This is a genomic window from Litoreibacter ponti, assembly GCF_003054285.1.
GTDB classification, from domain to species: domain Bacteria; phylum Pseudomonadota; class Alphaproteobacteria; order Rhodobacterales; family Rhodobacteraceae; genus Litoreibacter; species Litoreibacter ponti.
In genome coordinates this window covers 1,508,421-1,529,785 of sequence record NZ_QBKS01000001.1, presented here as the reverse complement: position 1 = coordinate 1,529,785, position 21,365 = coordinate 1,508,421, and the positions used below count along the sequence as shown (strand labels likewise).

Sequence of the window (21,365 nt, the reverse complement as noted above, 5' to 3'; positions counted from 1 at the left end):
GTGATGTCCAAGAAACCACTGGTCCTCGATATCGATGGCACGTTCCTGCGCACCGACATGTTGCTTGAAAGTTTCTGGTCGGGCATGGGCCGCGCACCACTTGAGACCTTGCGCGCCAGCGCGCGTCATTGGCGCGACCGCGCGCGCCTGAAGGCCGAGCTGGCCCAACTTGGTGCGCCGCGCGTCGACCTCATGCCGGTAAACCCCAAGGTCATGGAGATGGCAAAGGTCGCCCAGGCGCAGGGGCACGAGGTGATCCTCGCCTCCGCCTCCGACCGCAGCCTGGTCGAGCCGCTTGCCGCGCATCACGGCCTGTCGTCGCGCGTCTTCGCGTCCGATGGGCAGACCAACCTCAAAGGGGACGCCAAGGCAGAGGCTCTGGTGGAGGCATTCGGGGCGCGCGGTTTCCACTATGCGGGCAATGAGCTGGCCGACATGCCGATCTGGCAGCAGGCCGATGACACTATTCTGGTGGGCGATGTGCCCGGTGCACGCGCCGCGCTCGAAGCGGACGGCCACAATGTCACCGAACTGGCCTCGGGGTGGAAATGGCGCGCGCTGATGAAAGCGATGCGTCCGCACCAATACGTCAAGAACGTCCTTTTGCTGCTTCCGCTGCTTGCTGCGCATAATTTCGGGCTGTCGGCCCTGATGCCGGTGCTGCTGGCGATTGTCGCCTTCTCTGCGGCAGCCTCGACGATCTACCTGGTCAACGATCTGCTGGATCTCGACGCGGACCGGCTGCACCCCACCAAGAAGAACCGACCCTTCGCGAGTGGGGCCTTGCCGCTTTCTGTGGGAATGCTGGCGGTCGGGCTGTTGGCTGCGATCGCAATCGGGGTCGCGGCAGCGCTGAACGCGGCCTTTCTGGGGGTTGTGCTGCTTTATATGGTGCTCTCACTTGCGTATTCGCTCAAGCTCAAGCGCATGCGCTGGGTCGACATCGCGACGCTGGCGGCGCTCTACACATTGCGGGTCGTGGCGGGGGCTGCGGCGGGCGAGATATTCGTTTCGGGCTTCATGCTGGTCTTCGTCTTCCCGGTCTTTGTCACGCTGGGATGCGTCAAGCGTTTGACCGAGCTGACACTCGCGACCTCCGACGAGCGCCTGCCCGGGCGGGGCTATGGGCGGCCCGACCGCTCCGATCTGCTCAATGTGGCGGGTCTGGGCATGTTCGGCTCGATGTTGGTCTTCTTCCTCTACACGTTTACCGAGCAGGCGCAGCAGCTCTATCCGACGCAATGGCTCCTCTGGCTCGCGATGCTGCCCCTGGGCGGGTGGCTCTTCCGGATGGTGTCGCTGGGCTACAAGGGCAAGCAGGACTACGATCCGATCGTCTTTGCGATGCGCGACCGGCATGGCATCTCGCTGATCTTGTTCACCCTGACGCTGATGTTCTACGCAGCCGGCCTGTTTCACGAGGCATTCGGCGTCTGAGCAGCAACCCGCTCTTTCTTTGTTCCTGAAATACGGCGGGGTGTGGGGCAGGGCCCCACGCAGGTCGCAATCCGCTAGACGCTGAGCTTTTTGAACACGCGTTCAGGGATGGTTTTGATGATCGTCATGATCAGCTTCCAGAAGGCGGGCGTGTAGATCACATCGCGCCTCTTCTTCACGGCCTTGAGAATGTCGGTGGCGATCCGGTCGGGGGAGGCGACAAGGAACATCCCCTCGATCCCCCAGGTCATGGCTGTGTCGACGAAGCCTGGTTTCACGGTGACCACATGCCCACCCGAGCGCGTCAGACGGTTGCGCAGCCCGCTGAGATAGGTGTGAAAGCCCGCCTTGGCGGAGCCATAGACATAGTTGCCGATGCGACCGCGATCGCCCGCGACCGAGCCCACGCCTACGACGCACCCCGCGCCACGGCTTTCCATCTGCGGCGCAATAGCCTGAAGGAAGGCGGCGGGGCCTGCGTAATTGTCGCTGACAACACCCGCGATCAGGGATGGGTCCGTGTCGATGTCCGATTGCGCGGGCATTGAGCCCACGAACACGGCGACATTGATCACGCCCTCAAGCTCCGGTGCCCGGTCCAACAGGCTCGTGAAGCTTTCCGTGTCGCGCGCATCGAAATGGTGCGCCTCGGCGATCAGGGCGCCTTGCAAGGCGCAATCTGCGGCAGAGGCCTCCAGATCAGTCATGTCGCGGCCAGCCAGCAGCACGTTGCAGCCCTCGCGCGATACCGCACGGGCGAAGGCGCGCGCCATGGACGAGGTCGCGCCAAGAATAATCCAGGTCTCGGTCGTACTCATGCGTGGCTCCTGACGCCCAGCCGGCGCGTCTGATCGGTCTCGTAGGCCCCGTCGGGATCCAGCTTGGCCACCAGTTTGGCGAATTTGCCGACCTCGGGGTACATCTTGCCAAGCCGCTTGGCGTCGAGCGTCGCGTCCTTTGCGAGGTAGACGCGCCCACCGGCTTTCTCCGTGATCTCTTCAAGCTCTGCGATCAGGGCCTCCGCGCGGCCTCGGTTGGGGAAGTCGACGGCGAGCGTGTAGCCCTCCATCGGGAAGGACATCAGACCGGCCCGCCCGGGTCCCATGCGTTTGAGCACCGCGAGCGGCGAGGCGAGCCCGGCATAGGCGATCTTGTCGAGCATCGCGCGCAGCACCGCGACCTCGGCCACTGGGACGACGCATTGGAACTGATGAAAGCCGCTCTTGCCATAGAGCCGGTTCCAGCCATGCAGCTTGTCGAGCGGGAAGAAAAACTCGGTGATCGGCTTCACGCTGGTGCGTCCGCGCTCGGGCACGCGTCGGAAATAGGCGGAATTGAACGCGCGGACAATTGGCGCGGACAGGGCCCAGCGGGGGGCCTCGAACCGTACGGATTTCGACGGCTTGGCGTCGGGCACCAGGCCGTAGCCGGTCTCTGCCTCTTCCAAAATGCCGCGGCCCAGCTCTTCGCCCTTGGCCGTCGCGTCGATCCAGCCGACGGTATAAGTGGACTGCGAGCCGTCGAGCGACTCGATAAAGGTGTCGAAATTCTCGATCCGTCTCTCGGTCACGGTGATGATGTCGCCCTTGCAGGGGCTCAGCGCCAGCTTGGCGGCGACGATGACCCCGGTTTGGCCGAGCCCGCCGATTGTGGCGCGGAAGAGGGTCGCGTTCTTCGACGGGCCAATGACCTTGACCGTTTCGCCCTGTATCAGCGTGATCTCGACCACGTGCTCGCCGAAAGAGCCCGCGCCGTGATGGTTCTTGCCGTGCACATCATGGGCGATGCAGCCGCCAACAGTGGCAAAGCCCGTGCCGGGCATGACCGCAGGCAGCCAACCGTCAGGTGCGAAGCGGCGGGCGATGTCGCCCACGCGTGCGCCCGCCTCGACCTCCAGGATACCGGTCTCGGCATCGAAGCTCAGCATCCGGTCCATCCGCGTCATGTCGATCACGTCGCCCCCATCGTTGAGGCAACTGTCGCCGTAGGAGCGCTTCATTCCAATGGCGGGGGCGGCGGTCAGGCGCGCCAGCGCCGAGCGCCGCTCGGGGCGCGCGACGCGGCCCTTGGCCTGACGAACCCGGCCCCAGCCGGTGTAGCTCAATGTATTCCAGGTCATGTTCTTGCTTTGCGTGACAGTGTTTCAGCAACGGGGAAGGCCAACATGCCTAGCCCGATGGCATACCACAGCGTGGTGATGCGGATGACGGTTGTGGCGGCGAGCGCCTGGCTCAGTTCGACCCCGTTCATGGTCAGCAGGACCATCATCGCGGCTTCGGCCCCTCCCAATCCGCCGGGCGCGCCGGTCAGGCCGCCTGCGAGGGTGGAGAACAGGAAAATGGTGGTCGCGGTGGCCAGCGTGATGTCCGCGCCCATCCATTGCAGCAGCAGGAACAGGGCAATGCCTTCGGCAATCCAGCCGATGCAGCTGAGGACCAAGGCAGGGCCAGAGACCCGCAGCGGGCTGAACACGCCCATTGAGCGCGCCGCCTGGCGCAGTCGCGCGAAGGGGCGGGGGAAGCGGCGGAGCAGGGCGAATGCGCCCTCGACAAGTTTTACTAGAAGGGTCGGGCGGGTCACGATGATGGCCGTGCCGACAGCCAACGCGGCAACAGGGATCGCACTGATCCCGCCCGCTTGGCTCAGAAAGACTGCACCGCCCAGCACGCAGCCCATGGCGGCCATGTCGAACGCCCGGTCGGCCAGCGGCAGCGGTGTGATCCGCTCGACGCGCCAGCCGCTCATCCGGGTGATCCAGCGCAGACGCACCAGCTCGCCGATACGGCCCGGTGTGATTGTCATCGCGAAGCCGCCCACGAAATGCAGCACCGAATGGCGCAGGGCCAGGCGCAACCCAAGCTCGCGCGACAACAGATGCCAGCGCGCGCCGCGGATCAGGTAATTGATCAAGGACAGGCTCAACAGTCCGATGAATTGCAAGGCGGTGATCTTTTTCAACTCGGCCCATGTCTCTTCCCAGCCCGTCGCGCTGATCAGCCCGGCCAGCCCAACGGCAAAGAGCGCCAGTAGGCCGTATAGCACGGCACGATCGCGCCAGAATCGGCGCGGCGCGCCCGCAGGAGGGGCAACAGGAGAGGGGGTGACATCAGCCATGGTCATTGCCCCAGCTGCTACGGAAACAATGAGGCAGGATTATGAAACTGTTTCTAAAAACAAAACGCCAGACAAATCGCCGTGCGCGGCCGCCGCAACACGCATTTCCTCAGAAAATGCGCGCGAAGCGGGACACGGCCGTCGAATTGTCGAAGAACGGAACGCTCTCGGGCGGGCTTGTGTGACGGGACAGGGCCTCGACCTCTGCCAACACCACTTCTGTGATGAAGGGCAGGTTCAAAGCGCGCGCATCGCCGAGTGGGACCCAGTGCAAATGGGCCAGCTCGTCATCGGCTTGGGAGAAATCATCAAGGTCACCGTCGATGGCTTGTTCGGCGAAGCCTATGAAAAAACGCGCATCAAAGCGGCGAGGCCGGGCTGGTGGCGTGATCGCGCGGAAGAAGTAGCGCAGATGAGCCGGGTCTTGGATCACCAATCCTGTCTCTTCGCGCACCTCTCGCACCGCTGCCCCGAGCAGTGGCGCGCCAAGTGCGCCCAGCCGCGCCATACAGCTTCCGCCCGCAGGCGGGCTGTCATCACTCGCGTCCAGCGCGCCACCCGGAAAGACGTATTTGTTCGGCATGAAGGCTGCGGATTTGCCGCGCTGGCCCATCAGGACCTTCGGCGCGCTTTGAGCGTCGCGCAGTAACACGACGCTGGCCGCATCTTTGATCGGAGTGTCAGTCATGCAAGCTACTTTGCCGTGGCGCGATGGCAAAGCAAAGGTCAATCAGGCCGTGTCCGAGGCAAATCCATGCATGCGCTTGGCCCATTGCAAGCCCACGATAAGCCCCTTGAGCCGCGGCAACAGATAGAGCGACAGTCCGACGCATCCGACGGTGAACACCGCGAATACAAGAAGCGGATCGGGCTCGAACTCAAAAAAGGTCCACAGCATCAGCGGGGCCATAAGGTGCCCCACGATCAGGATCGTCAGATAGGCGGGGCCATCATCGGCGCGGTGATGGCTCATATGGGCGCTGCAGACCGGGCATTCGTCGCGCACCTTCAGATAGCTCGAGAAGAGCGGGCCTTGCCCGCAGGACGGGCACCGGCGACGCCAGCCGCGCAGAATGGCGGGCTTGATCTCGCGGTCGTCACTTTGACTTTGGATGGTCTGTGTCATGGGGACACCCTCGTTACGTCTTGAGCCTAGATGTACGCTCAATCTTTTGCCCTGACACCATGACAGGATGTCTTGCGTCCCAATGTCGCAAATTCTTTTCATTTTTTTCGACGGAAGGCGCGGTGGGGCCCGTTCAAAGTGCAGACCGCGCGGAAAACGAGCGGTGTGACACTTAATCAACGGAGAACATCACAATGACTTTGATGGCAGGAACCCTGAAAACCAAGCTGGTCCTCGCAGGGCTCGGCGTCGCGCTGGCGCTGACGCCGATCATGGCGGAGGCCAAAGGTGGCCCGAAAGGCCCGCGCGCAAGCTTCGAAGAGCTCGACGCGAATGGCGATGGCGGGATTACTCAGGCCGAGATGCAGGCGCATCGCATGGCCCGGTTTGCCGCCGCCGACGCAGATAATGACGGCTCGATCACCCGCGAAGAGCTTTTGGCCCGCGCCCAGGAGGGTGCCGGGGAGCGCATGTCGAAGCGCGTGGATCGCATGATCGAGCGCCTCGACGCCAACGATGATGGCGCGCTGAGCGAGGCTGAGCTTACGGCAGCGGTCGAGACGCGGGGCGGGCGGGGTTTCTCGCGCGCTGATGCGGATGGCGACGGCTCGATCTCGAAAGCCGAGTTCGAGGCTTTGGGCGAGAAACGCCGCGGCGGTGGTCATAAGCGTGGCGAATAAGCCCGCGACCATCGGGAAGGCGCGTCTTGCGCCCTCCCGTTCGGCCCGTGTGTTTGGCGTTGTTGCACGCGCGTCTGCAGGCTAGCGTTTGGAGCTATGGACATGCCGCTTGATCAGGCGATGGAGGTCAGCAACGAAGCTTTGCTGGTGCTCTACGCGAATGGCGATCCGGCGGCGGCTGGGCAATTGACGGCGCGACTGGCCCCGAGGGCCCTGTCCATCGCGCAGCGCATGTTGCGCGACCTGGCAGAGGCCGAAGACGTCGTGCAGGACGCGATGCTGCGGCTCTGGAAGATCGCGCCCGAATGGCGCACGGGCGAGGCCGATCCGGCCACATGGCTGACCCGGGTGGTGCACAATCTGTGTATTGACCGGCTTCGACGACGCCAGCGTGTCAGCGTCGGTATTGATGACGTGGCCGAGCCCGCGGACCCCGCCCCAACAGTCGAGGCGCGCATGATCCGCGACGAGCGCGCCGCCCTACTTGACGCCGCGCTGGCACACTTGCCCGAGCGGCAAAGGCAGGCCGTGACCCTGCGCCATATCGAGGGGCTTTCGAACCCCGAAATCGCGCAGGTCATGGACATCAGCGTCGAGGCGGTCGAGAGTTTGACCGCCCGTGGCAAACGGGGTTTGGCGCAGGCCCTGGCCCCAAAGAGAAAAGAGCTGTCCCTATGAGCGACAAACACATCCCTCCCGCGCTCAGCGAAGCCGAGCTTGACGCCTTGTTTGACGCGGCCCGTGACGACGCTCCGGTGCCTTCTGCCCAGCTTCTGGCGCGAATCGCTGCGGATGCGGCGGCAGAGCAGCAGGCCTTTCTCGCCCCGCGCGAGGTCGCCCCACCGCAGCCGTGGTGGCGGCAGGCGTTCTCGGAGATCGGCGGACTTCCGGCCCTGAGTGGCCTCGCAGTCTCTGCCTGTGCCGGGGTCTATTTGGGGTTCGCCAATCCAGAGCTGGGCACGATGCTATGGCAAGGAACGGACGAGGCGGATGTCGCCTTGGCGGAAGAGGCAATGCTGAGCGATCCGCTCTTGGGTGATTTTGTGGCTTTGACGGAAGGGTGACGGAATGAGCGACCTGAACAAGACCGACCCCTCGTCAAGGCCATCCGGTCGCGGGCTGCGCATTGCGCTGGCGATTTCGCTGGCGCTGAACCTTCTGATCGTCGGGGCCATCGCGGGCGCGGCGCTGTCCGGGCGCGGCGGGGGGGAGCGGAGCAAGGGCGAGCGGATATCCAGCTCGGCGGAGATGTCGGCGGTCGGGCTCTACGGTCGGGCGCTGTCACGCGAGGACCGGCGCGAGATCGGCCGCGCCCTGACCCGCAGCGCGCCCGGCAAAGGCCGCGCCTTGCGCCGTGAACTGCGCGCGCTCGCAGGCGAGGCTGTCGCGCTCTTGAATGCCGATCCGTTCGACGCGGCGCGCTTTGGCGAGATTCTTACGCGCCAACAGGGGCTGATCAAGGACCGATCCGACGAGGCGCGGGCCGTTTTGCTGGCGCATATCTCCGCGATGAGCTTGGAAGAGCGCCGCGCTTATGCCTCAGGGCTGGAGCGCGCCATGGTGCGCCGCCCGGGAGGGCGGCAGCCGGATGGCAACTAGGCGGCAGCAACGCTGATGGAGACCAGGTTGCGCCCGCGCGACTTTGCCTCGTAAAGCGCACGGTCGGCCTTATCGAGCAATGCATCCAACGGTGTGGTCCCGTCCTGCAGTGCCAGCCCAATGCTCAAGGTGATCCGCACCGGTGTGGGGTGGCCGGGCACACGCGTCTTCATTGCGCCGACGGCACGGCGCAGGCGATTGGCCGCACTGATCGCTTGCCGCCGGTTCGACTTTGGAAGCGCGACCAGAAACTCCTCGCCGCCGGTGCGTGCCACCAGATCGGAGCCGCGCACCGTGTCGCGCAGCGTGTCTGCCACCGCGCGCAGAATGGCATCACCCGCGGCATGGCCGTAGCGGTCATTAACCTGCTTGAAATGATCGATATCGAGCGCAAGAACGGCAAATTCATGCCCGAAATTCCGGCAATCCTGTTGCAGCATGTTCAGGCGCTCTTCGGCGTATCGGCGGTTGTGCAGCCCCGTCAGCGGATCGGTGACGGCGAGGCGCAGGCGGTCGCGCACGGCGTCGCGGCGGGCGCGCTCGGCGCAATGCACCCGGGCCTGATGGTCGATCCGCCGGGCCATTTCGTCAATCGCGCAGCTTCGGCTGCAGATCGCTTCGTCCGCGCCCAGATCGAAGGCCCGGGCAAGTTGGGATGCGGTCGGCTCCTCAAGTGTGAGGACGACCCGGCAGGCCTGCATGCGCGACAGGGACTTCAGCTGCGAGAGAAGGGAGATCGCATGCTCCGTCGCGTCGCGCGCCGCTGCCACGACCATGACGCCATGGGCGGCGCACTCATCTTCCGTTGCCAAAAGGCGCGCAAGGGGCATGGTCTGGAACCGGTCTTGCGAGGGCAGTTTCGCGCCCAGAGCATGGAGATGGGCGAAGGGCGTGGCGCCTTCGCCAAGTTTCATCGCGCCGATCGTGGCGCAGGCGATGCCAACGCCGGGCCGCGCCTTGCCCGGCGCCTCGGCCCTGTCTTCGAGCGAGGCTGCCGCATCTGGGATTCCAAGATCATGCCTGCGCGCTCGGTCCCGCATGAGGTTGCGCAACCGGGCAAGCAGCATGTCGGGGGCAAGGGGGCGTGCGACGCAATCATGCCCGCCGACGGCATAGGCTTGATCCAGCAGGGCAGGGATGTCGGCATGGGGCACGGCGTCGCGCATGAAGATGACCGTGATGCCATGCTCGGGCTGGCGCGTGATCTGGCCCAGGAAGGCCTGCACGCCGTCCGGGTTGTCTCGCAGCAGGCTTGCGGAAATTAAAACGGCCTCCAGCGGGGTCTGGGCCTCGCGCTCCTTGGCCGTCGCGAGCCCATCGCAGACCGCGACCTTGTAGTGCGCCGCCGCCAGTTTGGCCTTGAGCACGATGCGGTTGGTTGCGACCGGGTCGATGATCAAAATGCAGCCTGTCACGAAGCCCCTGCCTTTCCATACGTGGAATCGCTCTTGCGTGCCGACAGTCTCGTCTGGCAATCCTTAAGAAATGTTTACCAAGAAAGAACGCATATGACCCCGAACGCCGCCGAGGCGATGGCCCTGCAAGCTTTGGGCTGGATCGCGCAGCAAGATGATCTGATGGGGGTGTTTCTGGGAACGACGGGCTCGTCGCTTGACGAGGTGCGTGCGCAGGCAACCGAGCCCGCCTTTCTGGGCTCCGTCATGGATTTTCTGCTGATGGATGATGCCTGGGTCACGGGCTTTTGCGACGCCAACCAACTGGACTACCGCCAGCCGATGATGGCGCGCCAGCAGCTTCCGGGGGGCGACCTGCCGAACTGGACCTAATCGTCGTCCAGAAGAATTCGTGCCGCGTTGCCCTGATCATCGTCATACTGATCAGACCGCACGGTCCACAGAAAGGCCGCGAGACCCACGCCGCCAAGGATCAGGGACACCGGGATAAGCACTACAAGTACGTTCATTTGACCGACCTCATGCGTTGGGAATTGAGCAGAACCGTAATCGACGAAATCGACATCGCCAATGCCGCAGCGAGCGGCGTTGCGAAGCCCGCCAGCGCCACTGGAACAGCGATAAAATTATAGACCGCCGCAATCGCGAAATTCTGTTTGGACAGCGTCTGCGTCGCCCGTGCGACCGCCAGCACCAGCGGCAGCTCGGCAAAGCTGTCCTTCAGCACGACGACATCCGCCGCTGACCTGGAGGCCTCTAGCGCGCGCGCCGGGGCGATGGATGCGTGGGCCGAGGCGAGGGCGGGGGTGTCGTTCAGCCCGTCGCCGATCATCAAAACCCGATGCCCATCGGCCTCCAGCTCTTGCAGGCGCGCAAGCTTGTCGTGCGGCCGCGCGTCAGCGGTGACGGGAAGTCCCAGCTCCTCCGCCACCGCCTGCGCCGGCCCCATCGCGTCCCCGGTCAGCACTTCTGCGGGCAGACCCATCCCCCCAATGGCCTCCCGCGTGCCGGGGCGCAGGGCCTCGGGCGCCTCTATGCGCGTGATTTTTGATCCGATTTTTAGCCCAAGCCCGTCGAAGGTGGCACCAAGCCACGCGCCGCGACCCAGTGCGACTGGGGTGCCGCGCCAGGTCGCTTCTATCCCTTGTCCCGCGTGCTCCTGAACATCATCCAGTTGCGCGGCCTGTGTCTCGGACAGACGCGCGGCCAGCGCGCGCGACAGCGGATGGTGGGAATGCTGCGCGAGCCCGCGGGCCACGGACGCATCGGCCGCGGTGAACGTGTCGGGCAACGAGATCGCAGGCAGCGTCAGAGTGCCGGTCTTGTCGAAGACGACGTGGTCTACCTCGGCCAGCCGTTCCAGCGCCGTGGCGTGCTTGACAAGGAAGCCAGCACCGAACAGGCGCGAGATGGCGGCCGTGGTCACGGCCGGGACCGCGAGGCCAAGTGCGCAGGGGCAGGTGATGATCAGCACGGCGATGGCGATGTTGAGCGAATGGCGGATGTCGCCGGTCGCGGCGACCCAGCCCAGAAACGCCACGAGCGCCAGCAGGTGCACGGCGGGCGCGTAGACAGCGGCGGCCCGGTCGGCCAGCGCTGTATAGCTGTTGCGCCCTGCCTCCGCAGTTTCCACCAACTCGGCCATCCGGCGCAGCGTCGTGTCCTCGCCCACGGCGGTGGCGCGCAGCTCGATCGGCGCGGCGAGGTTGATTTCGCCCGCCTGCAGTTCGTCGCCGCGGCGCGCGGTGACCGCTGCGCTCTCGCCGGTCAGGAAGGAGCGGTCCAGAAAGGCGCTTTCGCTCGTGAGCACGCCATCGACAGGCACGCGCGCGCCAGATGCGATGAGAACAACATCATCCACCGCGATGGAGGCCACCGGCACCGTTTGTACCCCCGCACCGGTCATCCGGTCTGCGGTGTGGACCTCCAGCGCGGTCAGCTCCTTGGCCGCAGAGCGAGCGGCAGAGCGGGTCCGGTGGTCCATGTAGCGCCCGATCAGCAGGAAGAAGGTGAGCGACAGGGCGGCGTCGAAATAGGCGTGGTGGCCGGAATTGAGCGTCTCGTAGAGCGACATGCCCGCCGCCAGCAAGATCGCAAGCGAGATCGGCACATCCATGTTGAGGCGGCGAAACCGCAGCGCGGACCATGCGTTCTGGAAGAAGGGCTGGCCGGAATAGGCCACGACCGGCAAAGCGATCGCGGCGGAGATTAGGTGAAACAGATCGCGCGTGGCGTCCGTCGCGCCAGACCACACGGCCACGGACAACAGCATCACGTTCATCATCGCAAAGCCAGCGACCGCCATGCGGGTGAGCAGTATGCGGCCTGCGCTGTCCTCGGCCCGGGCAAGCGCCTCTGTGTCGAGCGGGTAGGCCTCGAAGCCCAGTGCCTCCACCGCGTCCAGGATACGGTCCGGGGCGATCTGCCCCTCGACTGAGAGGCGCTTGAGCGAAAGGTTCACGCGCACGGATTTTAGTCCCGGCACCCCTGCAAGCCCGCGTTCGATCTTGCCGATGCAGGCGGCGCAGTGGATGCCGGGCAGGGAGAATTGCAAGGCGGGCGTGCTACGCTCGACGACCTCTTCGGCCATCGGCGCGGCAGCGCAGGCGGGGCAGGCGGAAATCATTTCAGCACCACGATGCGTTGCTGAAACAGCGTGCCATCCGCCGCACGCGCCTTCAGACGCAGGTTCCAGTTGCCCGGCCCCGCATCGACGGGCGCGCGCAAGGCGGTGCCGTCAAAGATGAATTCGGGCGTCTGATCCTGTCCAACATGAGTGGCGCGGCCGAAGGTGGCCTGCACGATTTCGGGCGCGATGGGGGTGCCATGCTCGGCGATGCGCAGGACCAGCTGGCCCCGATCAAGCGTCGCCGAGACCTGCCACCCAAGCGCCTCTTGCGCGGCGCGGTCGGCATCGAAGCTCTGGCTGGCGACGTAGGAGTTCTTCACCTCCAGCCCCGGGAAGGTCGCCACCGCGTTGAAGGCCAGGGTCAGGTTGACCGCAATGATGATCCCGAAGGCGCCTGCAAAGCCCGCAAACACATGCCAGCCGCGGATCTCGAATGGGGTTGCGTCCGTGCTCATTGTTCTCTCCCGTTGAAACTTGTGGCGCGCGAGGCGCGGTCGCCGCTGTTGACGTCCTCGACCCAGAGGCGCAGCGCGGTGACGTCGGTGGTGGCGGCAGGGTCTTGTGGACGCGCGGTGACGTAGACGCGCTGCAGCTGGGTGCTGTCAGCGGGCACGGAAATCACCAGCCGCTCGGTACCTTCGAGCGCGATGCGCAGCTGCGCGTCCGAGGTCAGGCTCAGCCGGAAGTCGCGGTCCTCGCCCAGTTTGTTGCGCAGGCGCACGTCGTAGATGTTGCGGATCGAGCCGTCGCTTTGCACCACGAAGGTCGGATTGCGCACGGCGCTGACCGTCAGCTCGATATCGGAGCGGATGAACAGCGCGTATACCAGCCCCGCGCCGATCAACGACCAGATCGCGGTATAGAGGATCGTGCGCGGCCGCAGAATATGTTTCCAGATCGGGGTGGGGGCACCGCCCGCCCGCTCTGCGGGCTCGTCGGAGAGCGCGATGTAATCGATCAGGCCGCGCGGCTTGCCGATCTTGTCCATCACGTCGTCGCAGGCGTCGATGCACAGCGCGCAGGTGATACATTCCATCTGCTGCCCGTCGCGGATGTCGATGCCCATGGGGCAGACGTTCACGCAGGCCATGCAGTCGATGCAGTCCCCATGCTCTTGCAGGGATGCGGTGGTGGCGGGGGTGCCACCGACCTGCAGCTCTGCCTTGGGATAGGGCGTCGCCTTGTAGCGCGCGGCGCCGGGGCCTGCAGCCTGCGCTTCGCGCTCGGCCTTCTCGGCGGCCGCGCGGTCGCGCTTGCGGACATTGCCCTTGCCGCGGGGCTCGCCACGCCATTCGCGATAGGCCACGGTGATCGTATCGGGATCCATCATCGCCGCCTGGATGCGCGGCCAGGGGCACATGTAGATGCAAACCTGCTCGCGCATGAAGCCGCCGAAGATGAAGGTGGTCGCGGTCAGGATCGCGATGGTGATGTAGGCCACCGGGTGGGCATTCAGGGTGACCAGATCGCGCAACAGCGTGGGCGCATCGGCGAAGTAGAATACCCATGCGCCGCCGGTGCCGATGGCGATCAGCAGCCAGACCAGCCACTTGGTCAGGCGCAGCCGCCATTTCTTGAAATCCCAGGCAGCGTGGTAGAGCCGGACGCGGGCATTGCGGTCGCCCTCGATCCAGCGCTCGACGAGGATGAACAGGTCAGTCCAGACGGTCTGCGGGCAGGTGTAGCCGCACCAGACCCGGCCAAGGGCCGAGGTGAACAGAAACAGCCCCAGACCGGCCATGATCAACAGTCCCGCGACGAAGTAGAATTCGTGGGGCCAGATCTCGATCCAGAAGAAATAGAAGCGCCGCGACGCCATATCCACCAGGACCGCCTGATCGGGCAGGTTCGGGCCGCGATCCCAGCGAATCCACGGTGTCAGGTAATATATGCCCAGGGTGACCGCCATGATCCACCACTTGAACGTACGAAAGAAGCCCCTGACTTTACGGGGAAAAATCGGCTCTTGCGGAGCGTAAAGGGACGGGGGTGTACCCTGATCTGCCATGGCTTTGGCTCAGCCTCTTTCTCTGTTCGCAGGCCTTAGATGCCACGGGGGTGCCCCATCGCGCTTTGACATGGATCAAGAAGCGGGATCGTGCTCGCGATCTTGCGGGTATTGCGCACAGCCCGGGATGGGGGCGAGCCAGGCTTCGCGCCGCGTGACCCATGTCTCGTAGGTCGGTGCAAAGACATTCGCCTCATCAAACGCGCCCAGGTGCAGCTCGACCTCATCCCCGCTGCGCGCGAAGACCGACGCCCCGCAGACCGCGCAGATGTGACGCCCGGCATGGGTGCACGTGTCGCCGGTGATCTTCACGGCTTCTTTGGGAAAGATGGCCGCTGCATAGAACACCGCGCCGTGATGCTTGCGGCAATCCAGACAGTGGCATAGCCCGACCCTGTCGGGCGCGCCGGTGGCCGTGAACCGCACCGCGCCGCATGTGCATCCGCCTTGTGTCTTAAGGTCTTGGGTCATCGCGTAAGCATGGCATTGCGGCTGGCACAGGGGAAGCCGCGTCGACGCGGCTTTCTTGAAACGCCTTGCAAAGGCGTTTTCAACGCGCATTTGAATGCGCGTCTCGCAAGGCCGCGCGCGCGGCCTTGCCTGCCAAAAACAAAAACACCCCCCCGACTTGTTTTGCGAACAGAGTGTCGGGAGGGTGCCGCCCGAAGGGCCTCAACCGGCCCAAGGAGCTAACTTTTGATGCGCGGGCCTATTCGGAGGGTGCGACCTCGCCACCGCCCAAGCTGTGTACGTAGACCGAGACGGCGCGCACATCGGCCTCGCTCAGGCGTTGGCCCCAAGCTGGCATCACCCCGTAACGCGCATTGATCACCGAATATTCGACATCCTCGCGGTCGCTGCCATAGAGCCAGATCGCGTCGGTCAGATTCGGCGCCCCTTGCTCGCGGTCGCCCATCCCGGCGTCGCCATGGCAGGCAGCGCAATTGTCGAGGTACAGCTCTTCGCCCAATGGCAGAAGGTCCGGGTTTTCGGGCTCGCGCGAGAAGGCCAGCACATATTCCACCACCGCGTCGATCTCTTCGGGCTCGAAGATCTCGCCATATGCGGGCATCTGCGAGAAGCGCGCGTCCGGGTCGGTCTCATTGCGGATACCGTGCTGAATCGTGGCTTGGATGTTGGCCAGATCGCCGCCCCAGAGCCAGTCGTCATCGAGCAGGTTCGGGTAGCCCTCGAAGCCCGCCGCGCCCTGGCCGTGGCACTGGCTGCATTGCGCGCGGAACACCGATGCGCCGCGCCCGACGGCGTAGCGGTGCAGATCGTCACCGGGCGCGAGTGAGGCCAGTTCGACCGCGTTCAACTCCTGAACCAAGCCGGCATTCGCGGCCTCGTGGGCTTCGATCCGCTCGGCCACTTCGCCGCGGGTGGAGTAGCCAAGCACGCCCCCCGTGGCCTGAGAGATCAGCGGCCAGGCGGGGAAGGCGATGGTGTAGAGCACGCCCCAGACGATGGTGATATAGAAGGTCCACAGCCACCACCGGGGCAGGGGGTTGTTGAGCTCTTCGATACCGTCCCATGTGTGGCCGGTGGTCTCGACGCCGGTGGCGTCATCTACTTTGCGCTCAGTCATCTCAAAGGCCCTCGATCTTCTTGCAGGCGCAGGTGTCGCAGTCCTTGGAACACGGCGCCTGAGCAGGGGTGTCATTGCGGAAGGGGATCATGCTTGCGTCTTCGCGCGCGCCGCGCTGGCTGGGCAGAAAGGCCCAGATGGCGACGCCCACGAAGAAGGTGAACATGGCCAGCAGCATCCAGCTGTCGGCGAACTCGCGCAGGATTGAGTAGGTGTCCATTGTCGGGGTCCTCCGTTAGCGGCTTGGATCAGGGGTGAACGTGTCGAAATCGACCATCGTCCCCATGATCTGAAGGTAGGCGATCAGCGCATCCATCTCGGACACGCCGGGCTGGCCGTCGAAGTTCGACACCACCGCGCCGGGGTAGCGTTCGACCAGATCGTCCCAATCGCTGTCCGGGTCGGCCTGGTCCTTCAGGTCCGCGCCCGCGGCGGCGATTTGCTCGTCGGTGTAGGGCACGCCCACGAAGCGGTGGGTCGCCAGCAGCGCCTCGATCTGCTCGCCCTCCAGCGCGGTGTCGGCGAGGAAGGCGTATTTCGGCATGATGCTTTCGGGCACGACCGATTGCGGGTCCATCAGGTGGTCCACATGCCACGCGTCTGAGTAGCGCCCGCCCACCCGGGCCAGATCCGGACCGGTGCGTTTGGAGCCCCATTGGAACGGGTGGTCATATTTCGACTCGGCGGCCAGCGAGTAGTGGCCGTAGCGCTCGACCTCGTCGCGCATGGGGCGGATCATCTGGGAGTGGCAGACATAGCAGCCCTCCCGGATGTAGATGTCGCGGCCTGCCAGCTCGAGCGGGGAGTAGGGGCGCACGCCCTCCACGTCCTCGATCGTGTTCTCCAGCCAGAAGAGCGGCGCGATTTCCACGATGCCCCCCACGGTGACCACCAGCAGGGAGGAGACCAACAGCAGGGTCGGGCTCTTCTCGAGGATGGCGTGTTTGTCTAGAATTGCCATGTGTTTGTCCTCACTCAGCAGGGGTTGCGTGTTGGGCGGGAAGTGCGGCCCGGGCCGGGCTGGCCCCGCGGATGGTCATCCACATGTTCCAGCACATGACCAACGCACCAGAGAGGAACAGCACGCCCCCCAGCCCGCGGACCACATACATCGGGAACTTGGCGGACACCGTGTCGGCGAAGCTGTTGACCAGGAAGCCTTGGTCGTCGACCTCGCGCCACATCAGGCCCTCCATGATGCCGGTGACCCACATCGAGGCGGCGTAGAGCACGATGCCCAGCGTGGCCAACCAGAAGTGCCAGTTGATGGCCGACATGGAATACATCTGCGCCCGGCCCCACAGCTTGGGTGTCAGGAAGTAGATGCAGGCGAAGGTGATCATACCGTTCCAGCCAAGCGCGCCGGAATGCACATGCCCGATAGTCCAGTCGGTGTAGTGGCTCAGTGAGTTCACCGCGCGGATCGACATCATCGGCCCCTCGAAGGTGGACATGCCGTAGAAGCCGAGCGACAGGACGAACATCCGCATGATCGGGTCCGTGCGCAGCTTGTCCCACGCCCCTTGCAGGGTCATCAGACCGTTGATCATGCCGCCCCAGGAAGGCATCCACAGGATGATGGAGAACACCATGCCCAGCGTCGAAGCCCAGTCCGGCAGCGCTGTGTAGTGCAAATGGTGCGGGCCCGCCCAGATATACAGGAAAATCAGCGCCCAGAAGTGGATGATCGACAGCTTGTAGCTGTAGACCGGACGCCCGGCCTGTTTGGGCACGAAGTAATACATCATCCCAAGGAAGCCCGCCGTCAGGAAGAAGCCCACGGCATTGTGGCCGTACCACCACTGGGTCATGGCGTCTTGCACGCCCGAGAAGACCTGCACCGACTTGGATCCGAGGAAGCTCACCGGGATCGACAGGTTATTGACCACATGCAGCATGGCCACGGTGATGATGAAGCTCAGGAAGAACCAGTTGGCCACGTAGATATGCTTCTCGCGGCGCTTGATCAGCGTGCCCATGAAGGCGGCAAGATAGGCGAGCCAGACCACGGTCAGCCAGATGTCGACATACCATTCGGGCTCTGCATATTCCTTGGATTGCGTGGCGCCCAGCAGGTAGCCGGTGGCGGCCAGCACGATGAACAGCTGGTAGCCCCAGAAGACGAACCATCCCAGATTGCCGCCCCAGAGCCGCACACCCGAAGTGCGCTGCACCACGTAGAACGAGGTCGCGATCAGGGCGTTGCCCCCGAAGGCGAAGATTACGGCCGAGGTGTGCAGTGGCCGCAGGCGGCCGAAATTAGCATAAGGCTGCGCCCAGTCGAGGTTGAGCGCCGGGAAGGCCAGCTGGAAGGCGATATAGGTGCCCACCAGAAAGCCCGCGATGCCCCAGAAGGCGGTGGCGATGACGCCCGCGCGGATCACGCCGTCGAAATAGGCGCCGTCCTCGAAGTCGATGCGCGGCGGCTCGTCGATGCCGCGCAAGACCCAGATGAACATGGCAGCAGAGATCAGCATGATCAGCACGGCGTGCAATTGAAAGGCGATGTCATGGCCGAACTGCGCCGCCAGCGCGGCCAGCAGGGCGATCAGCCCCAAAAGGATGAGTTTGACGTAATCCATAAGATGTCCCTCGAAATCGGTGCGCCCGTGCGTTCATCGGGCTCCTGTTCGCGAGGGTGTTTCTAGGCGGGTGCCGCATCCATGACTTTGATCTGGGTCAAGAATGGTGAGAGAGCCGTGTCGCGGACGGCAAGGCCATTCGAATGGCCTTTAGCCATGGGATTTGCAAATCCCATGATCATGCGCCTTGCAAGGCGCATTCTAAACCCGCGTCGACGCGGGTTTCTCTGGTGCGTTCAGGAGATCATACCGCCATCGGCGTCGTCGCCGGTCGCGTCTTGCAGGGCCGCGAGGTCGAGCACTTCAAAATGGCGGCGGTCGGGGAAGGCGAGTACGCCTTCCTTTTTCAACGCATTGAGCTGGCGCGACACAGTCTCCAGCGTCAGGCCCAGATAATTGGCGATCTGGTCGCGGGTCATTGGCAGGTCCTGGCGGATGCCTTGCGTGCCGTCAAAATGCGCGCGGCGCACGAGCATCTCGATGAAGGTCGCGATTTTCTCACGGGCGGTCTTGCGTCCCAGAAGCAGCATCCAGTCGCGGGCGGCGTCGAGCTCGTCCAAGGCCAGCTCCATCAGGCGCTGGGCCACGTGCGGGGTTTCTTCCACGAGCGCCTCGAACGGCGCGCGCTTAAAGCAGCACAGCGTCAGGTCGGTGGTCGCGGTCACGTCGAACTCGATCTCGCGGCGGCCGGGGCGCCCGATGAAATCTGACGGCAACAAAAGCCCGACCATCTGGGTGCGCCCGTCCTCCATGGTCTTGGACAGGGCCGCGACCCCTTCGACCACGGAGGCCACATATTCCAGCTCTTCGCCCCGCCACAGCACGGTATCGCCCGCTTCAAATCGCCGGTAGGTCTTCATGCTCTCCAAGAGCGCAAGCTCGTCCTCGTCACATTTGGCGCAGACCGCGCGGTGACGGATCGGACATTGAGAGCATCTGACAGGGGTCGTAAGGGGTATCTGCATGGGGTTGATCTGGATCAAGGAAACGACTGTTCCAATCAACCTAAACCAGCTTATGGACAAAATCGACGCCCTTCGTCGGCACGGCCTTTTTGACGCACGCGTGCCCCGCTACACGAGCTACCCACCGGCCAACCATTTCGAGGCGGGGGTCGGTCACCGATACCACGCGCAGTGGCTCGATGCGGTGCCCGAGGGGGAGGCGGTCTCGCTGTATGTTCATATCCCGTTTTGCAGACGGCTCTGCTGGTTTTGTGCCTGCAGGACCCAAGGCACCAAGACGATGCGCCCGGTCGACGCTTATGTCGAAACTCTGACCCAAGAGATTGCCGAGGTGCGCGCGCGACTGAACGGGGCGCCCAAGATGGCACGGCTGCATTTGGGTGGGGGGACGCCGACGATCTTGCCGCCACACACGATGACGCTGCTTCTGGCCACGATCTTTTCGCATTTCGAACCGGCGCGGGGCTTCGAGTTTTCAGTCGAGATCGATCCGACCGACGCCTCGGACGCGCTGCTTGAGACGTTGCTGCGGTTCGGGATGAACCGCGCGAGCATCGGGGTGCAGGATTTCGCGCCGGAGGTGCAAAAGGCGATCGGGCGGCCTCAATCGGTGGAGCAAACCGCAAAGGTCGTCGAATTCCTTCGGGCGCGGGGCACGCCCAGTATCAATTTCGATCTGCTTTATGGATTGCCGCATCAGACATCCGACAGCTTTCAGGCGACGCTGGATCACGTGATCAAGATGGCCCCAGACCGGCTGGCGATCTACGGCTACGCCCATGTGCCTTGGATGTCCAAGCGTCAGGTCATGATCGACGAGGCGACGTTGCCCGACAAGCGCGCCCGATTGCAACTGGCCGAGCAGGCGCATGACGCATTCGTCGCCGTGGGGTACGAAGCCATCGGGATCGACCATTTCGCACGCCCTTCAGATACACTGGCCATCGCGGCGGCGAATGGAACGCTGAAGCGGAACTTCCAAGGATATACGGACGACCCGGGAGACACATTGCTGGGCTTTGGGGCCTCTGCCATCTCAAAGTTTCGGGAGGGGTACGTGCAGAACGCCCCCGCCACCTCCGCCTATATTGAGCGGGTTGGCGAGGGCGGTCTTGCGGGCTTCAAGGGCTACCAGATGAGCCGCCACGACCAGCTCATCGCCCGGATGATCGAGGATCTGATGTGCCGGTTCACCTTGAACGAGGGTGACTTGGCTCTGGCATTTCCGGGCGACAAGGCTCTGATTCACAAGACGTTGGTCGCCTTGATGCGTCAGTTCGAGGACGTATTCTACATCAGCGAGGCGGGGCTTGCCTTGCGCGACGACGCGCGACCATTGGTGCGCATCATCGCAAGCGCGATTGATCAGTTCGCAAATACGGGAACCGCCCACTCCACCGCGATCTAGGCGGCACGGAGCGGGCGCCCCTAGCCGTCAGGCCGCTTTTTCCATCGCGGCCAGGGCGTCGAGAACCATGGTTGCAGTTTCCGTTGCGGAGGCGGGGTTCTGGCCCGTGATCAGATTGCCGTCGCGCACCGCGAAGCTTTCGAAGTCAGGCCCGGCTTCGTGGTTTGCGCCCAGATCCTTCAACTTGCTTTCCAGCAGGAACGGCATCGCATCGGCGAGGCCGACAGCATGTTCCTCGCTGTTGGTGAAGCCTGCGACCCGGCGTCCTTCTACAAGCGGGCGTCCGTCGGCCTTGGTTGCTGAGACGAGGCCTGCGGGGCCGTGGCAAACTGCGGAGACGACCTTGCCATCTGCGTCGAATTTCAAGATCAGCGCTGCCAATTCTGCGTTGTCGGGATAGTCGAACATGGTGCCATGGCCACCGGGCAGAAAGATCGCGTCGAACCCGTCCGTGTCGATGGAATTGAACGAAGGCGTGTTCTTGACCATCTGCTGCAGATCCTCGTCTTCGAGATAGCGTTCGACCGATGGGGCCTTGTCGTCTTCAGACAGGGATCGCTCATCGACCGGGATCTCCATACCAAGGATCGAGGTCAGCGTGACGTCGGCGCCCGCGTCCTTGAACGCGTAATAGGGCGTCGTCAGTTCTTCGAGCCAGACGCCGGTTGCCTCGCCATTGTTCATTTCGCGGGCCGAGGTGGCGACCATCAGAATTTTCGGGGTGCTCATGGGGTGTCTCCTTGATTGCGTGTCTGTCAATCAACGCGCGGCCCGCAGATAAGGTCCCCACGAAAACGCGCCCAGATCGGCGCAG

24 protein-coding genes are annotated in these 21,365 nt (G+C 64.1%); 7 read left to right on the top strand and 17 right to left on the bottom strand.

Annotated features, from left to right (window positions below; translation table 11 throughout):
- Positions 1-3: 3 nt before the first annotated feature.
- On the top strand, positions 4-1,437 hold the full coding sequence (locus C8N43_RS07695) for a UbiA family prenyltransferase (protein ID WP_107845034.1): 1,434 nt from the start codon (positions 4-6) through the stop codon (positions 1,435-1,437).
- A 74-nt stretch (positions 1,438-1,511) separates the two neighbouring features.
- Here C8N43_RS07695 and C8N43_RS07690 read toward each other — a convergent pair whose 3' ends face one another.
- The 5 genes from C8N43_RS07690 to C8N43_RS07670 all read right to left on the bottom strand — a co-directional run bounded on the left by C8N43_RS07690 (position 1,512) and on the right by C8N43_RS07670 (position 5,677).
- A complete protein-coding gene (locus C8N43_RS07690) occupies positions 1,512-2,255 on the bottom strand; it encodes an SDR family oxidoreductase (protein ID WP_107845033.1) in 744 nt (247 codons plus the stop codon).
- Positions 2,252-3,556, bottom strand: coding sequence for an FAD-binding oxidoreductase (locus tag C8N43_RS07685; protein WP_107845032.1), 1,305 nt, complete (start codon positions 3,554-3,556; stop codon positions 2,252-2,254). Before C8N43_RS07685 ends, C8N43_RS07690 begins: the two co-directional genes overlap by 4 nt.
- Positions 3,553-4,551: a lysylphosphatidylglycerol synthase transmembrane domain-containing protein gene (locus C8N43_RS07680; RefSeq protein WP_107846290.1), complete on the bottom strand. Its 999-nt coding sequence runs from the start codon at positions 4,549-4,551 to the stop codon at positions 3,553-3,555. Before C8N43_RS07680 ends, C8N43_RS07685 begins: the two co-directional genes overlap by 4 nt.
- 109 nt (positions 4,552-4,660) lie before the next feature.
- Complete coding sequence (locus C8N43_RS07675) at positions 4,661-5,239, bottom strand: NUDIX hydrolase (protein WP_107845031.1); 579 nt, start codon at positions 5,237-5,239, stop codon at positions 4,661-4,663.
- 42 nt (positions 5,240-5,281) lie between these two features.
- Complete coding sequence (locus tag C8N43_RS07670; RefSeq protein WP_107845030.1) at positions 5,282-5,677, bottom strand: DUF983 domain-containing protein; 396 nt, start codon at positions 5,675-5,677, stop codon at positions 5,282-5,284.
- A gap of 194 nt (positions 5,678-5,871) precedes the next feature.
- Here C8N43_RS07670 and C8N43_RS07665 point away from each other — a divergent pair, with 194 nt between their 5' ends.
- The 4 genes from C8N43_RS07665 (at position 5,872) to C8N43_RS07650 (ending at position 7,956) form a co-directional block, all read left to right on the top strand.
- A complete protein-coding gene (locus C8N43_RS07665; protein ID WP_107845029.1) occupies positions 5,872-6,357 on the top strand; it encodes an EF-hand domain-containing protein in 486 nt (161 codons plus the stop codon).
- 96 nt (positions 6,358-6,453) lie between these two features.
- Complete coding sequence (locus C8N43_RS07660) at positions 6,454-7,035, top strand: RNA polymerase sigma factor (protein WP_107845028.1); 582 nt, start codon at positions 6,454-6,456, stop codon at positions 7,033-7,035.
- The gene (locus C8N43_RS07655) at positions 7,032-7,421 is read left to right on the top strand and encodes a hypothetical protein (protein ID WP_107845027.1); all 390 of its coding nucleotides are present in this window, start codon (positions 7,032-7,034) and stop codon (positions 7,419-7,421) included. The genes C8N43_RS07660 and C8N43_RS07655 overlap by 4 nt, the downstream gene beginning before the upstream one ends.
- Positions 7,422-7,425: 4 nt before the next feature.
- Positions 7,426-7,956, top strand: coding sequence for a periplasmic heavy metal sensor (locus C8N43_RS07650; protein ID WP_107845026.1), 531 nt, complete (start codon positions 7,426-7,428; stop codon positions 7,954-7,956).
- Here the strand turns inward: C8N43_RS07650 and C8N43_RS07645 are convergent.
- Positions 7,953-9,371 carry a diguanylate cyclase gene (locus tag C8N43_RS07645; protein ID WP_107845025.1) on the bottom strand — a complete coding sequence of 473 codons (1,419 nt, stop codon included), beginning with the start codon at positions 9,369-9,371 and terminating at the stop codon, positions 7,953-7,955. The two genes, C8N43_RS07650 and C8N43_RS07645, sit on opposite strands and share 4 nt — an antisense overlap.
- Positions 9,372-9,464: 93 nt before the next feature.
- Here C8N43_RS07645 and C8N43_RS07640 point away from each other — a divergent pair, with 93 nt between their 5' ends.
- Positions 9,465-9,743 (top strand): DUF3572 domain-containing protein, encoded by a 279-nt coding sequence (locus tag C8N43_RS07640; protein ID WP_107845024.1) that lies wholly within the window; start codon positions 9,465-9,467, stop codon positions 9,741-9,743.
- On the opposite strand, the gene ccoS is transcribed toward C8N43_RS07640, so the two are convergent.
- The 10 genes from ccoS to fnrL all read right to left on the bottom strand — a co-directional run bounded on the left by ccoS (position 9,740) and on the right by fnrL (position 19,143).
- The gene (ccoS, locus tag C8N43_RS07635) at positions 9,740-9,880 is read right to left on the bottom strand and encodes a cbb3-type cytochrome oxidase assembly protein CcoS (RefSeq protein ID WP_107845023.1); all 141 of its coding nucleotides are present in this window, start codon (positions 9,878-9,880) and stop codon (positions 9,740-9,742) included. The two genes, C8N43_RS07640 and ccoS, sit on opposite strands and share 4 nt — an antisense overlap.
- A complete protein-coding gene (locus tag C8N43_RS07630) occupies positions 9,877-11,997 on the bottom strand; it encodes a heavy metal translocating P-type ATPase (protein ID WP_107845022.1) in 2,121 nt (706 codons plus the stop codon). The genes ccoS and C8N43_RS07630 overlap by 4 nt, the downstream gene beginning before the upstream one ends.
- Positions 11,994-12,455 carry a FixH family protein gene (locus C8N43_RS07625; protein ID WP_107845021.1) on the bottom strand — a complete coding sequence of 154 codons (462 nt, stop codon included), beginning with the start codon at positions 12,453-12,455 and terminating at the stop codon, positions 11,994-11,996. The genes C8N43_RS07630 and C8N43_RS07625 overlap by 4 nt, the downstream gene beginning before the upstream one ends.
- A complete protein-coding gene (gene ccoG / locus C8N43_RS07620) occupies positions 12,452-14,008 on the bottom strand; it encodes a cytochrome c oxidase accessory protein CcoG (RefSeq protein ID WP_107845020.1) in 1,557 nt (518 codons plus the stop codon). Before ccoG ends, C8N43_RS07625 begins: the two co-directional genes overlap by 4 nt.
- 75 nt (positions 14,009-14,083) lie before the next feature.
- Entirely contained in the window at positions 14,084-14,479 is a 396-nt protein-coding gene (locus C8N43_RS07615) for a GFA family protein (protein ID WP_107846289.1), read from the bottom strand.
- Between the two features lie 238 nt (positions 14,480-14,717).
- Positions 14,718-15,596: a cytochrome-c oxidase, cbb3-type subunit III gene (gene ccoP / locus C8N43_RS07610; RefSeq protein WP_107845019.1), complete on the bottom strand. Its 879-nt coding sequence runs from the start codon at positions 15,594-15,596 to the stop codon at positions 14,718-14,720.
- 1 nt (position 15,597) lies between these two features.
- Complete coding sequence (locus C8N43_RS07605) at positions 15,598-15,816, bottom strand: cbb3-type cytochrome c oxidase subunit 3 (RefSeq protein WP_107845018.1); 219 nt, start codon at positions 15,814-15,816, stop codon at positions 15,598-15,600.
- A 15-nt stretch (positions 15,817-15,831) separates the two neighbouring features.
- A complete protein-coding gene (gene ccoO / locus C8N43_RS07600; protein WP_107845017.1) occupies positions 15,832-16,557 on the bottom strand; it encodes a cytochrome-c oxidase, cbb3-type subunit II in 726 nt (241 codons plus the stop codon).
- A 10-nt stretch (positions 16,558-16,567) separates the two neighbouring features.
- A complete protein-coding gene (ccoN, locus tag C8N43_RS07595; RefSeq protein ID WP_107845016.1) occupies positions 16,568-18,178 on the bottom strand; it encodes a cytochrome-c oxidase, cbb3-type subunit I in 1,611 nt (536 codons plus the stop codon).
- Between the two features lie 236 nt (positions 18,179-18,414).
- Positions 18,415-19,143 carry a transcriptional regulator FnrL gene (fnrL, locus tag C8N43_RS07590; protein ID WP_107845015.1) on the bottom strand — a complete coding sequence of 243 codons (729 nt, stop codon included), beginning with the start codon at positions 19,141-19,143 and terminating at the stop codon, positions 18,415-18,417.
- On the opposite strand from fnrL, the gene hemN reads away from it, so the two are divergent.
- Positions 19,142-20,551 (top strand): oxygen-independent coproporphyrinogen III oxidase, encoded by a 1,410-nt coding sequence (gene hemN / locus C8N43_RS07585; RefSeq protein WP_342748714.1) that lies wholly within the window; start codon positions 19,142-19,144, stop codon positions 20,549-20,551. The two genes, fnrL and hemN, sit on opposite strands and share 2 nt — an antisense overlap.
- A gap of 27 nt (positions 20,552-20,578) precedes the next feature.
- Here the strand turns inward: hemN and C8N43_RS07580 are convergent, their stop codons facing one another.
- On the bottom strand, positions 20,579-21,280 hold the full coding sequence (locus C8N43_RS07580) for a type 1 glutamine amidotransferase domain-containing protein (RefSeq protein WP_107845014.1): 702 nt from the start codon (positions 21,278-21,280) through the stop codon (positions 20,579-20,581).
- Positions 21,281-21,365: the final 85 nt, after the last annotated feature.